This is a genomic window from Thiohalophilus sp. (assembly GCF_031581315.1).
In the GTDB taxonomy this organism is placed as follows: domain Bacteria; phylum Pseudomonadota; class Gammaproteobacteria; order UBA6429; family Thiohalophilaceae; genus Thiohalophilus.
On the sequence record NZ_JAVLAZ010000016.1, the window covers coordinates 26,787 to 40,063 of the forward strand.

At 57.4% G+C, this 13,277-nt stretch carries 14 protein-coding genes; 6 read left to right on the forward strand and 8 right to left on the reverse strand.

The window, feature by feature from the left end:
- Positions 1 to 148: 148 nt before the first annotated feature.
- The 4 genes from fabB to RI563_RS03785 form a co-directional block, all read right to left on the reverse strand.
- Positions 149 to 1,375: a beta-ketoacyl-ACP synthase I gene (gene fabB, locus RI563_RS03770; protein ID WP_310693013.1), complete on the reverse strand. Its 1,227-nt coding sequence runs from the start codon at positions 1,373 to 1,375 to the stop codon at positions 149 to 151.
- A gap of 15 nt (positions 1,376 to 1,390) precedes the next feature.
- A complete protein-coding gene (fabA, locus tag RI563_RS03775; RefSeq protein ID WP_310693014.1) occupies positions 1,391 to 1,930 on the reverse strand; it encodes a 3-hydroxyacyl-[acyl-carrier-protein] dehydratase FabA in 540 nt (179 codons plus the stop codon).
- Between the two features lie 135 nt (positions 1,931 to 2,065).
- A complete protein-coding gene (gene lpxA / locus RI563_RS03780) occupies positions 2,066 to 2,848 on the reverse strand; it encodes an acyl-ACP--UDP-N-acetylglucosamine O-acyltransferase (protein ID WP_310693015.1) in 783 nt (260 codons plus the stop codon).
- Between the two features lie 30 nt (positions 2,849 to 2,878).
- Complete coding sequence (locus RI563_RS03785; RefSeq protein ID WP_310693016.1) at positions 2,879 to 3,367, reverse strand: PaaI family thioesterase; 489 nt, start codon at positions 3,365 to 3,367, stop codon at positions 2,879 to 2,881.
- Between the two features lie 85 nt (positions 3,368 to 3,452).
- On the opposite strand from RI563_RS03785, the gene RI563_RS03790 reads away from it, so the two are divergent.
- On the forward strand, positions 3,453 to 4,949 hold the full coding sequence (locus RI563_RS03790; RefSeq protein ID WP_310693017.1) for a protein adenylyltransferase SelO: 1,497 nt from the start codon (positions 3,453 to 3,455) through the stop codon (positions 4,947 to 4,949).
- Positions 4,950 to 4,959: 10 nt separating this feature from the next.
- Here RI563_RS03790 and RI563_RS03795 read toward each other — a convergent pair whose 3' ends face one another.
- Positions 4,960 to 5,331 (reverse strand): iron-sulfur cluster assembly accessory protein, encoded by a 372-nt coding sequence (locus RI563_RS03795; RefSeq protein WP_310693018.1) that lies wholly within the window; start codon positions 5,329 to 5,331, stop codon positions 4,960 to 4,962.
- Between the two features lie 145 nt (positions 5,332 to 5,476).
- Between RI563_RS03795 and RI563_RS03800 the strand changes: the two genes are divergently transcribed.
- Positions 5,477 to 5,761: an oxidative damage protection protein gene (locus RI563_RS03800; RefSeq protein ID WP_310693019.1), complete on the forward strand. Its 285-nt coding sequence runs from the start codon at positions 5,477 to 5,479 to the stop codon at positions 5,759 to 5,761.
- 6 nt (positions 5,762 to 5,767) lie between these two features.
- The gene (locus RI563_RS03805; protein ID WP_310693020.1) at positions 5,768 to 6,313 is read left to right on the forward strand and encodes an NUDIX hydrolase; all 546 of its coding nucleotides are present in this window, start codon (positions 5,768 to 5,770) and stop codon (positions 6,311 to 6,313) included.
- A gap of 130 nt (positions 6,314 to 6,443) precedes the next feature.
- Here the strand turns inward: RI563_RS03805 and RI563_RS03810 are convergent, their stop codons facing one another.
- On the reverse strand, positions 6,444 to 6,890 hold the full coding sequence (locus tag RI563_RS03810; RefSeq protein WP_310693021.1) for a hypothetical protein: 447 nt from the start codon (positions 6,888 to 6,890) through the stop codon (positions 6,444 to 6,446).
- Between the two features lie 104 nt (positions 6,891 to 6,994).
- Here RI563_RS03810 and RI563_RS03815 point away from each other — a divergent pair, with 104 nt between their 5' ends.
- Complete coding sequence (locus RI563_RS03815) at positions 6,995 to 8,179, forward strand: hypothetical protein (protein ID WP_310693022.1); 1,185 nt, start codon at positions 6,995 to 6,997, stop codon at positions 8,177 to 8,179.
- A gap of 107 nt (positions 8,180 to 8,286) precedes the next feature.
- Here the strand turns inward: RI563_RS03815 and RI563_RS03820 are convergent, their stop codons facing one another.
- Together RI563_RS03820 and RI563_RS03825 are read right to left on the reverse strand one after the other, a co-directional pair.
- The gene (locus RI563_RS03820) at positions 8,287 to 9,432 is read right to left on the reverse strand and encodes an NAD(P)/FAD-dependent oxidoreductase (protein WP_310693023.1); all 1,146 of its coding nucleotides are present in this window, start codon (positions 9,430 to 9,432) and stop codon (positions 8,287 to 8,289) included.
- Positions 9,433 to 9,442: 10 nt separating this feature from the next.
- Positions 9,443 to 10,813: a cyclopropane-fatty-acyl-phospholipid synthase family protein gene (locus tag RI563_RS03825; protein WP_310693024.1), complete on the reverse strand. Its 1,371-nt coding sequence runs from the start codon at positions 10,811 to 10,813 to the stop codon at positions 9,443 to 9,445.
- Positions 10,814 to 10,941: 128 nt separating this feature from the next.
- On the opposite strand from RI563_RS03825, the gene RI563_RS03830 reads away from it, so the two are divergent.
- Positions 10,942 to 11,625 (forward strand): hypothetical protein, encoded by a 684-nt coding sequence (locus RI563_RS03830; RefSeq protein WP_310693025.1) that lies wholly within the window; start codon positions 10,942 to 10,944, stop codon positions 11,623 to 11,625.
- 149 nt (positions 11,626 to 11,774) lie between these two features.
- Positions 11,775 to 13,277 (forward strand): cyclic nucleotide-binding domain-containing protein (locus RI563_RS03835; protein ID WP_310693026.1); only part of this gene is annotated, 1,503 nt, incomplete at its 3' end.

Sequence of the window (13,277 nt, forward strand, 5' to 3'; positions counted from 1 at the left end):
TACGCAACTGACCTACACCTCGAAAGCCTGTCAAGTCCGCAAATGAACGCCAATCAACGCAAATTATAAATCAACTCATTTGCGTGCATTCGCGTTTATTTGCGGATCATTTTCCGGTAACCGAGGAAAAGGGCTCAGGGAGAGGAGTTCACTCGCCGTCGTAGCGCTGGAACACCAGGGTGGCGTTGGTACCGCCGAAGCCGAAGCTGTTGGACATAACGCAGTTGATATTCGCGTCGTCCTGACGTTCACGGACGATAGGATAACCTTCGGCGCCGGGGTCCAGTTCCTGGATATTCGCCGAGGCGGCGAGGAAACTTTCCTGCATCATCAACAGCGAGTAGATCGCCTCATTGACGCCGGCCGCGCCCAGGGCGTGACCGGTCAGGGATTTGGTCGAGGCAATGGCCGGCATGTTGTCACCGAACACCTCTTTGACAGCTTCCAGTTCGCGGATATCGCCCACCGGGGTGCTGGTGCCGTGGGCGTTGATGTAATCCACCGGCTCCTTGACCTCCTGCAGGGCCTGTTGCATGCAGCGCACCGCCCCTTCGCCGGAGGGTTGCACCATGTCGAAGCCGTCGGAGGTAGCCCCGTAGCCGACCAGCTCGGCGTAGATGGTCGCGCCACGGGCTTTGGCATGTTCCAGCTCTTCGAGCACCAGCACTCCGCCGCCGCCGGAGATGACAAAGCCGTCCCGGTTGACATCATAGGTACGCGAGGCGGTTTCGGGCGCATCATTATATTTGGCAGAGAGCGCCCCCATCGCATCGAACAACACGGACAGGGTCCAGTGAACTTCCTCGCCGCCCCCGGCGAAGACGATGTCCTGCTTGCCCATCTGGATCAGCTCGTAACCGTTACCGATGCAATGGGCGGATGTGGAACAGGCTGAACTGATGGAGTAATTGACACCCTTGATCTTGAACGGGGTGGCCAGGCAGGCGGAATTGGTGCTGGACATGGTACGCGGCACCATATAGGGGCCGACCTTGCGCACGCCTTTTTCCCGCAGGATATCCGCCGCCTGGACGATATTCTGGGTAGAGGGTCCACCCGAACCGACGATCAGGCCGCTGCGGGGATTGGAAATGTCGCTTTCTTCCAGTCCAGCATCAGCAATGGCCTGTTCCATAGCCAGATAGTTGAATGCCGCGCCATCGCCCATGAAGCGCTTGAGCTTGCGGTCGATCATCTCATCGAGATTCAGATCGATCGGCCCGTCGATCTGGGAACGAAAACCGAGATCAGCATACTCGGGATTAAAACGGATTCCGGAACGCCCCTGGCGCAGGGAGTCGGTCACTTCCTCCCGGTTATTGCCAATGCTTGAAACAATCCCGAGACCGGTAATAGCAACGCGTCTTAATGGCATGATCGAATATACAGCTTAAAGTTGGTCAGTTGAGGTAAACAGGCCGACCCGCAAATCATCGGCGGTATAGATTTCGCGGCCATCGACTTCCAGGCTGGCATCTGCGATGCCCATATACAGTTTACGCATGATCAGACGCTTGAGATTCACCCGGTAGGTGACCATTTTACAATCCGGGGTGACCTGGCCGGTAAACTTGACCTCGCCGGCGCCCAGCGCCCGGCCGTGGCCCGGCCCGCCCATCCAGCCGAGAAAAAAGCCTACCAGTTGCCACATGGCATCCAGTCCCAGACACCCCGGCATCACCGGATCGCCTTCAAAATGACACTGGAAGAACCACAAATCCGGTTTGATATCCAGCTCGGCGATAATCTCGCCCTTGTCGAAATTCCCGCCGCTGTCACTGATATGGGTAATCCGGTCGAACATCAGCATTGGCGGCAACGGCAACTGGGCATTACCCGGGCCAAACAGCTCGCCGTGGCCACACTGGATCAGTTCATCATAAGTGTAGCTGTGTTTTTTCTGGGTCGGGGCCGCGCTGGCTGAGTCCATAAAAATATTATTTCCGATTATCAGTAAGTTATATACTCCGGCATATCACCGGAAGCCGGGGAATCAAAATGTCACCGGGTTATTTTAACTGCGGAACGTGCGGGAAATAAAGCCATTGCGACGGGTTTTCCCGCCTCACTCCCGGTCACGATGAAATCCGCGCTTCGAGCCCTCGATAAACGCCGCCAGGCGGCTTGTCGAATCCGTTCCCAGGGACTGCAGTTGCTCCAGACTCGCCGCCAGATCGGCCTCGCCACGAAACAGAATCCGGTACGCCTGCTTCAGGGCGCGCAGATCCGGGGCCGGGTAACCCGCCCGTCTGAGACCTACCACATTCAGACCCCGCACCCGCCCCGGCATGCCGTCGGTAATCAGAAACGGCAAGACATCCCGGGTGATCTTGCTGTTACCGCCGATCATGGCCAGTTCACCGACCCGGGCAAACTGGTGAATCATCACCCCGCCGGAGATGAACGCCCGATCGGCCACGCTCACAAAACCACCCAGGGCGGCGTAAGGGGCAATGACCACATGATTGCCCAGCACACAATCATGGCCAAGGTGCGCACCGTTCATCAGATAATTGTGATTTCCCAGTCGGGTATGTTCGTTGGCCACGCTGGCGCGATGAATAATGACCGCCTCGCGCAGAACATTCTCGTCGCCGAGCGTCACATAACTGGATGTGGCGGGATCGAAACCGAGGTCCTGTGGCAGACCTCCGATGACCGCGTATTCATGGATCCGGTTAGCGTGGCCAATCCGGCTCCCGCTGTGCACGACCACACCGCTGTGAAGAACATTGTTGTCCCCCAGTATAACGTCGTCATGAATCACCACGAACGGACCAACCTGATTGCCACTGCCAAGTTGCGCCTGGTCGGAAACTACCGCAGTGGGATGAATCGTGTTGCTCATAAACATCTTCGCCTGGATAAACTCATTCAATTATCGATTTTTCAGATAGCCCCGGGGCCGTATTGCCACGGTACTTTTGACCACACTGCAGCGCTCGCCATCGGCACGATAAAAAGCGTATTCGAAGGTTGGCGTACTGCGGCCCTTTTCCGCCAGTTCACGACGGATCTGTTCCTCCAGTTCCGGCGGAAATTCGAAACGCAACTCCAGGTCGCTGTTGCCCACCTTCTGAAAATCCACCTCATGCGCCCGGGTCCAGACCGCCGTATCGGGAAATAACCGGGCGCAGGCCAGTGCGGCGATGGGATCCGACAGAGCGCACTGGTAACCGCCAAACATGGAATTACCCATATTACGTGAAAACATATTCAGCGGCAGCAACAAACGGATGCAACGCCAGTCATCGCTTAACTCCAGCACCTTGACCCGCATCAACCAGAATGGCGGATACCATTGCAGGCGACGCTTTTCGGACAAAAAGTGCAGCCGGCCCAGCAGTTTCAGCAGATTGAAAGTCATGTGATCCTGTGATTGCTCCTGGTTACTACTATACACCTATAGACTACCCGGTGTATTTGTGTGGCGTCACGTTACAATATCAAGCATGTCTGAGACCGCAAGACAAACCGCGACCACCCTGCAGGACATACTGCAGTTCGATAACTGTTTTGCCCGTCTGCCGGAGCGATTCTATTCCCGGGTGAACCCGACACCGTTTGACGCCTCGCACCACCTGGTCAGTTTCAACCCGGACGTGGCCCGCCTGCTGGGTGTCGATCCGGACTCGGTTGCCCCCGATGAGTGGATCGACCTGATCAGCGGCTGTTGTTTGCCGAATGGGTGCGAACCGCTGGCGATGCTCTATGCCGGTCATCAGTTCGGTCACTTTGTCCCGCAACTGGGCGACGGCCGGGCAATTCTGCTGGGCGAGGTGCGCAATCCGCAGGGTGGGAAGTACGATATCCAGCTCAAGGGCAGCGGCCTGACCCCCTATTCCCGCAGCGCGGACGGCCGTGCCGTGCTGCGTTCCACGATTCGCGAATACCTGTGTTCCGAAGCCATGCACGGGCTCGATATCCCCACCACCCGGGCCCTGGCCATTGTCGGCAGCGATGCTGAAGTCTATCGCGAACAGATCGAAACCGGCGCCATTCTGGCGCGCGTCGCGCCCTCGCATGTGCGCTTTGGATCCTTCGAGGTGTTTTATCATCGCGAACAGCACGACGCCGTGCAGCAACTCGCCGATTATGTGATTACCGAGCACTATCCTGATCTGGCTGCACACGACACCCCGTATGTCGCCCTGCTCGAAGAAGTCGTCCAGCGCACCGCCCGGCTGATCGCGCAATGGCAGGCCGTCGGCTTCACCCATGGCGTACTGAACACCGACAACATGTCGATCCTCGGCCTGACCCTGGATTACGGCCCCTTCGGCTTTATGGAACAGTATCAGCCCGGCTATATCTGCAATCACTCGGACTTCCACGGCCGTTATGCTTTCGACCAGCAACCGGGCATCGGACTGTGGAACCTGAACCGTCTGGCCCAGGCGTTAATCCCGCTGATGAGCGTTGACGCGGCCAAAGCCGCACTGGAGCAGTACGAGCCGCTGTTTGTCGACCACTATCTGGAACTGATGCACGCCAAGCTGGGGCTGAAAAACAATGATGACACGACGCAGCAACTGATCACCGATTTGTTATCGGCCATGCAGGCCAATCAGGTCGATTACACCCGCCTGTTCCGGGCGCTGTGCGATTTTGATACGCATCCGCAGGCCCGCAACGAAACGATACGCAATCTGTTTGTCGAACGCGAAGCCTTTGATCACTGGGCACAACAGTATCGTCAGCAGCTGGAGCGCGAGCAAAGTGACGACACTTCACGCCGCGAAGCCCTGCGCAAGGTCAATCCCAAATATGTATTGCGCAATTACATGGCCCAGATCGCCATCGACAAGGCACAGCAAAACGATTTCAGTGAAGTGGACAGATTGCTGGAAGTCCTGCGCGATCCTTTCGCCGAACATCCCGACATGGACCATTACGCCGGCGAGCCACCCGGGTGGGCGAATCAGATCGAGGTGAGTTGCTCTTCGTAGGCCCTTCGGGCTACCCGGCTGCCCCACAGGAGCCGCAAGCCCCGCTGCCACCGACACTCTGGAAGACGTTGTTGAAGACAAACGAAGCGGGGCCTTCTTCAGTATAGTCAATGTCACAGCCTTTGAGGTAACTCAGGGCAATGGCATCCACCACCACCTTGAAACCGTCCTTTTCGAGTACTTTGTCACGGGGATCGAGGTTTTCCGCATAAGTCATACCGTAGGTCATGCCACCGCAACCCCCGCCGGTAACAAAAATGCGAATGCCTTCGATACCGTCCTCGGCGTTTTGCATAATCGCCTGCAGCTGGCTCGCGGCTTTGTCGCTGATCTGAATATCCTGGGTGTTGATCTCTGGTTCGAACGCGAGCGCCTGACTCATGCTGTTTACCTCCTGTCGGGCGGCCTTGCGAGACCGCGGTGAATTGCAGATAATAACCAAGTATGTTGCTAATCTTACCATACAGACATGGCGTTACCAGCAATGGTTCCAGACCGCGCACCAAACCCGCATCCGGAGTAATCACATGACACATACGGTTTTCTGCCAGGTTCTCAAGCGCGAGGCACCGGCTCTGGAAGAGGCACCTTACCCGGGTGAAATCGGCCAACGCATTGTGGAGAACGTCTCGGCCGAAGGCTGGCGCCAGTGGCTGGAACGTTTGACCACGATCATCAACGAGAACCGCCTCAGCACGGCCGACCCGCGTCATATGGACATGATTGAAGAGCATATGCTGGGCTTTTTGTTTAACGAAAGCGATCAGGGTGGTCTGCCCAGCGGCTATGTTCCCCACGATCGGTCATCGTAGTCCCTTATGAAATTTTGTAGCGAATGTGGACATCTGGTTAACAGCCGTATACCCGATGGGGATAACCGGCCCCGTTTTGTCTGCGATCAATGCCAGACTATTCATTATCACAATCCCAAGATCGTTGCCGGTACCCTGCCGGTATGGGAAGACAAGATATTACTGTGCAAGCGCGCCATCGAACCCCGTTACGGTACCTGGACCCTGCCGGCCGGCTTCATGGAACTGGGCGAAACCATGGAAGAGGCAGCGTTGCGCGAATCACAAGAAGAGGCCTGCGCCAATATCGAAATCGACCACATTTACACACTAATCAGCCTGCCGCACGTCAACCAGGTGTATGTGTTGTATCGCGCCCGATTACTGGATCTCGATTTCGCCGCCGGCGAGGAAAGCCTGGAGGTCCGGCTGTTCGATGAGAGGGAAATTCCCTGGCAGGAACTGGCGTTTCGCACTATCCACTATACACTGGAACGGTTTTTCGACGATCGTCTCCAGGGCAGTTTTCCGGTCTACACCCATACGATCAACGCCAACAACCGCGCTCCGTAAACGAACGTCTGAACAGGCATTCCCAATACTACCCATCAGGTTGATGTTAATCGGTGCTCCTGCGCCTTCCCGAACTGAAAACCACAGCCGTACCTCACAGGTGCGTGAGTATTCATAATACCGGTCAGGTTTACTCCCCGCGCTTTGGCTGCCATCGGATACGTGACAGATACCACCCACCGTCCAGTTTGTACCAGCGCATGCTGACCGAATAGCGTCGCCCCCGCTCAGGTAACATCGTCCTGCCAGCGAGTAACAACGCATCGAGGGTGACATCCGCCTGATCGCCCTGCACCCGGATATCCCGGTTATGCGTCACGACTTTAATATCGGAATAACGACGAAACTGGTAGAGCATCATGGCCCGCAGTTCCCGCGGCCGCAGATCCTCACCGGTGCGAAAGTCCTCCGCCAGATGCTCCAGTACCGGACCGGTGCGCCGCGCCTCGATCCCCGTCTGCATGGCCGCCATGGCCCGGGCTATCTGTCCCGCATCATCCTCCGGCTCACCACAGCCGGCCACGATCAAAGCCCCGACCAGCCCCCAGACAATCGCTGAAAATGTGATACGCATCATTACCTCGGTCGACAATTTCGTTATGTTTGGGCTGACAGCGACGCACCCATCGTGTGTCCCGGCGTCTTAACTGACTCGTGCAATAACAGGGTTCCACGTCACTTATGACCATCTTTGTCTCACGTCTGTTGAACCGCTTCAACCCGCCAACCCGGGCCGTCGGGTTGCAACGCCTGCTTGAACCACTGGCGGTCCGTCAGCCGCTGGTGTATCGCGCCCTGGTCACGCTGGTTGCACTGGCGGGTTACCTGTTATTGCTGCTGTTTCCATTGATCGCCCTGGGCCTGCTGGGTGATTTGTCCCGTCAGTGGCAAATCGCCAGCACCTGGCAAGAGTGGTTATGGAGCGGTCTCGACCTGCTCATCATTCTGTTCGCCCTGGCTCTGAGCTCGCCATTATTATTCAACCGCTTTGCTTTACCCCGAGGCCTGGAAGTCCATCGACAAAATGCGCCGAAGTTGTTTCAACTGGTGGAGCAACTGCGCCAGGACTTCAAATACCCTGTACTCGATCAGATTATCCTGCGCGACGGTTTTGGCGTCGAGGTGATCCGTACACCCCGTCTGGGCCTGCCTCTGCTCTATCAGCATACCCTGGTAATCGGCCTCGACAGCTTGCTGACCCTGCCACCGACCCATTTCAAATCCGCGCTGGCACGGCGCATCGGCCAACTCAGCGGCATTCATAATCGGCATGTCGGCTGGCTGGCTTCCCTGTGTCAGACCTGGCAGCATTATCATCAGGCTTTCAAACAACAAAGATCGCCGCTGGCGCGCCCCCTGCAATGGCTTTTCGCCATCTACGCCCCGTTTTATACAGCGCTGGCTTTTTATGCCGTGCGTCAAAACGAGCTGGAAGCGGATCGCTATGCCCTGGATATCGCCAATGACGACGAGATTGCCAGCCTGTTCTCCCAGCTCATTGTCACTGAAACGTTTTTAAAAAACCGCTTCTGGCCCAAGATTACCCAGCTCGCCCGGCGCGAGAGCCAACCGGAACACCGCCCCTACGCCAGCATGGTTCAGGTGCTGCGGCGTGGTCTGAATCGCGAAGAGATGCAACAGTGGATCAAAGACGCTTTCGATACCCCTTCCGACGTCAAAGATCCGACACCGCTATTGCAGCAACGGCTGGAAAACATCGGCCATCACAAACCCGCCTCCCCGCAACCGATCAAGGAAACCGCGGCCGACACCTTTCTGGACCCGACGGTCAAACAGAAGATCGTCGACAAATTCGACCAGCGCTGGCTGGCAAAATTAAAACACCAGTCGCATACCTCAGGATAAACAAGGCGACTTTTTCCGCAAATGAACGCGAATAAACGCTAAATATTCATTATTTGCGTTTATTCGCGTTCATTTGCGGACCGGGTTTATTTTATCCGGGGACGAACTCAGTTCTTCGAGACGGGCATAAACTGTTGCAACTGCGGCTGATGGGATTGCAGAAACCAGCGGTCGATGACGACCTTGCGGGTAAACCAGTGAGTCTGCATCAGGCGACTGGCCAGCACCTGTTTGATCCCCAGCGGCAGACGTTCGAGCAGCGAGGGTGTTGGCTGGCGTTCACCAAACCGCTGTTCCAGCATCTGTTGATAGGGCTGGAGTTTATCCTTCGAATACTCACCGGCCGCCTCGCGAATCACCTGTGCCGCCAGCAGGGCGGATTCGATCGCCGGACGAATGCCTTCACCACTCTGCGGATAGGCCAGACCGGCCGCATCACCGATCAACAGAACACCTTCGTCCACGACCTGACGCAGGGCATGAGGATAAAGCAGGTAGGCGTGGCCCTGGAACTTGTCGGTAATATCGAAGTCGAGTCGCCCCGACTCGCGCAGAAAGTTACAAAAGTCGCGTACATGTTCCGAAAGCCGGTGATTCTCTTCACGACCCAGACCGACATTCAGATAATCGCCTTTGCGAAATATCCAGCCATAGCCTTTGAGATCCGGCGTGAAGAACAATTCGGGCACTTCGGGTTCTGCATGACAGCCAGCCTTTTGTTCCTCGCTCATTTCAAACTCGATTTCCTGGGCGGCCACCACCTGTTCACTGCTGCCCAGTTTGGCGCCAATGCGCCGGGCAACGGGACAAAAATGCCCCCCCGCGCCGATCACCAGCGAAGCCCGGATCTCGCCGTTGATCAGCCAGCTCTCCCCGTCGCGTTCCATCGTTTTGAAGGCCTGGCCCAGCATCAATTCGGCGCCGCTACGTCGTAGCAGGTATTCGTCGAACTCACGACGACGAATACCGTAGCTGACCGGCTCGTCCTGGTAATGGGTTTCTACCTGCTTCTGACCCAGCTGACTGACCCGAAAACCACTGATCGGCTGCAGGGTACGGCTCTGACGATAATCGTCCAGATCGATTTGTAAGGTATCCATAACTGCCGGGGTCACCCAGCCGGCACAGACCTTGTCGCGCGGGAACTCGCGCTTGTCCATTATGGCAATACGCAGCCGGGTGTCGCGCAATGCCCAGGCCAGAGAAGAGCCGGCGGGGCCACCGCCGACGATCAGGATATCCACTTGCGTCATATTGCCCTCGTCAGCCGGCATCCTGGGTGTATAAATAGGTGCGTGACCACGGAAGCTGATTATGCTGCGCGCGGGTAAAGACCACCTGGAACAGCTGTAACTCACCACTGGTAAATGCGGCGATCGAACCGCACAGATAGAGGCGCCAGGCTCTTACAAACTCTTCATCAAACATCTCCCGGACGGTCTCGACATTTTCCTCATAACGCGCCAGCCAGTGTTCCAGGGTCTTGGCGTAATGCAACCGCAGGTTCTCAACATCCTGCACCGAGAAACGACGGGGTTCGAAGATGTCCATCATCTCGCGCAGGGAAGGCGGATAGGCGCCGGGGAAAATCCGCCGTTCGATCCAGGGGTTCATGGGACCGGCCACGTTGCGACCAATGGTATGAATCAGTCCCCGCCCATCGGGCTCCAGACAACGGTCGATGACCTGGCCCAGTTCACTGTAATCGCGGGTACCAACGTGTTCGAGCATGCCGACCGAAACAAATACGTCAAAGCTGCCCCGAATGTTGCGATAATCGTCCTCGACGTATTCCACCTTGTCGCTGAGCCCCTGCTCTTCGGCCTGCTCGCGGGCAAACCGGACCTGTTCGCGGGAAATATTATAAGCCTTGACCGTCACGCCATAATGTTTGGCCATAAAGCGTGCCAGCCCGCCCCAGCCACAGCCAGCTTCAACCACGCGATCACCCGGTTTCAGTTGCAACTTGCGACAGATGTGATGCAGCTTGGCCGTCTGCGAATCTTCCAGCGACATTTTTGGGTCGGGGAAATAGGAACAGGTGTACTGCATGGCCACCTTGTCCAGCCACAGCCGATAGAACTCGTTGCTGATATCGTAATGATGATAGATATTGTCGCGGGCCCGGGAGAGCGAATTGGCGATACGCCGGTGACCCAGCCAGTTCACCAGCTTGCGAAACCAGCCCCGCTTACCATTACGCTTGAGGCCGCTATACACCTCCTCGAGAAAGCGCACCATGTCGCCCTCGAAACTGATGCGCCCGGCGCTGTAGAGATCGCCGAAATGCAACTCGGGATGGAGCACCAGCTTCCAGATCGCCAGCCGATCATTAAAGCGCAGACTCGCCACCGGTTCTTCCGCCTGGTTAATCTGCTTGCCGTCCCACAGAGAGATATTGACCGGCGGGTGGTCGGGCACTTCCAGGATCTTGTTAACAAACCAGCGATCCAGCGCGGTCACGCTACCAAACGGATGGCTGCTGTTCCGACGTTCTTTTCTGGCCTTGGTCCCGATACGGCGCTCCCCCTGCTCATCAACCCCCCAGGCCTGTTTTTTGCGTTCGGTAACCGTCAAAGAGGGTGATGACGTTTTCGATGAATCCTGTTCTTTTTTGTGTTGTTGCTCGCGCATCATGCACTCCGTTTCATGTAGATTGTGGTGCCGCATCTACTCAAGACACTAACGTCCGCGCCCCTATTGACTATGCCGGATATTCCCGCAATTATCCAGTGCTCCAGTCTGAGGATTAATGCCAGTTTATGTCGAAGTATTCCGCCGCCATTGCTCGCCTGCTGCTCGTTTTCGCCCCGCTGTTCATCATGCCTCGTGCCTTTGCCGACTATGCCCCCGGCGAGCTGGACTTCTCGATGCAGGTGGAGCATAACGAAACCCGCTGGCGCTATGCCAGCCAGACACTGACCAGCAAAAGCTCGGTGCTCGGCGTACGCCTGAAAGAGCGTCTGGGACCACGTCTGCTCGGCAGTCTCAGGGCAGGCTATCTCGAACTGAGCCAGTCGGGTAATCCGCTGCCTGCGGCCCGGACCACCTCCGGCCATTACGGCGGCATCGAGCTGACCCTGCTGTTACTCGACACCGCCCCGCTGAACCTGGCGCTGACCGGCGGCTACACCTACCGGCAAACTGACGGCCATGAGAGCGACACTGACGTGGAACTGCGCTGGTACGACACCTACGCCCAGCTGGATCTGGGTGTAGCCCTCAACGATCGACTGACGCTGCACGCCAGTGGCGGCGCACTGCGCAGCGATGGCGAACAGCGGGTCAGCGGCAGCACCAGCGCGCTGCTGAATTTCGAGCAAACCGAACGGGGCTACTACAGTGCCGGGCTCTCCTACTGGCTGGACGGGACAGGCTATCTGGGTGCCAGCTGGCTGGGAGGCAGTCAGGAAGGTTTCCGCTTCTCCTTCCATCGCCGGTTTTGACCCGCTCGCGGACCAGGATTGACCCCTTTGTGAGGGGTATCACAACATAGGGCCAAATAATGGTCTAAATTTTATACACCCCTAATGTTGCGCCCTGGCAGGCCGTTAGCACGGGGGCCCATTCGCCACCCGGACTCGATGAATCAGACATGGCCAGCAAGACCAAACTCGACAAGAACCTGCTCAAGGGCCTGGAACCGCTGGGCAATCTCGCCTATGACAAGCTGGGGGAGCTGGTCAGCAAGGCCACCATCGAGGACCTGCCAGCCGGTCGAACCCTGTTTCGCGAAGGCGAATCAGACAATCGCACCGTCTACCTGATTCAGGGCCAGGTCGAATTTCGCCAAAGTAGCGAGAAAAAACCCCGGGTTATCAAATCCAAAAATGCCCAGGCCCGGCAGCCACTGGATAACCATCAACCCCATACCGGCACCGCCAGAGCCAAGGGTCCGGTCACGGTCGTCAGCATCGACTCCGCCCTGCTGGAAATTATTCTTAACGATACCCCGCTGGACGCCTACGAATTCGAGGTGACCGAGATTACCGGCGAGGATACCACCGACTGGATGCTGCGCTTTTTGCAGTCACGGGCATTCCTCAAACTGCCGACCGACAACATCCAGGCCATCCTGATGCGCATGGAAGAATTGCCGGCCAAAAAAGGCGAACGCATCATCAACCAGGGCGAACAGGACGATTATTACTACATCGTGCAAAGCGGCCGTTGCGCCGTCACCCGCCGCCCCGCCCCCAAGGCCGGTGAGATTCCGCTGGCCACGCTGGAGGAAGGTGATGGCTTTGGCGAGGAAGCACTGATTACCAACGGCCGGCGTAACGCCAGCATCAGCATGCAGGAAGACGGCGTGCTGATGCGGTTGAAAAAAGAGGACTTTCTCACCTATCTGGCCGAACCGCTCATCACCCGGCTGTCAGAAAGCGACACGGTAACCAAACTCGACAACGGCGCCCTGCTGATCGACGTACGCAGCCATGAAGAATTTAACCGCCAGCATGCCGAAGGCTCGGTCAACATTCCACTGTCCATGCTGCGGCTGAAACTCGACGGCCTCAATCCCAACCGGGAATATGTACTGGCCAGCGCCGATGGCGCCCAGAGCGCGGCGGCGGCGTTTTTGCTGACCCAGCATGGTTTCGAGTGCGGGATTCTCGATGGCGGCTTGCAGGCCACCAGCTTCAAACTCACCGGTAACGCCGATAATCAGGGCGAGGCCGCCGCCGCGCCGGCCAGCAAGCGCACTGCCGCGGCGGAAAAAACCCGTCAGGCCGCCGAGGATCAGGCCCGCAAGATCAGTCAGCAGGCCGACACCGCCCGCCACGAAGCCAAACAACTGGCCGAGCAGACCGCCAGCGCCGAAAAAGCCAAGCGCCATGCCGAGCAGGAGATTCGTCGCCTCTCCGAGCAGAACCAGCAGGCGGAAGACGATGCCGGCCAGGATGTCGGCCAGGATCCAGGGGATGAAGAGCAGTGTCAGGTACAACCCGGAAAGGCGCAGCTTGCGGTTAAGGATGGAGGCAATGATAAAGCCGAGGGTCAGGGTGATGGCCACATAACCGAGCAAAAAGACGACGGTGTGGCCCACCGCCTCGCGGAACAGACTGGTGGCCATGATCCGCTGGTAGTTTTCCAGACC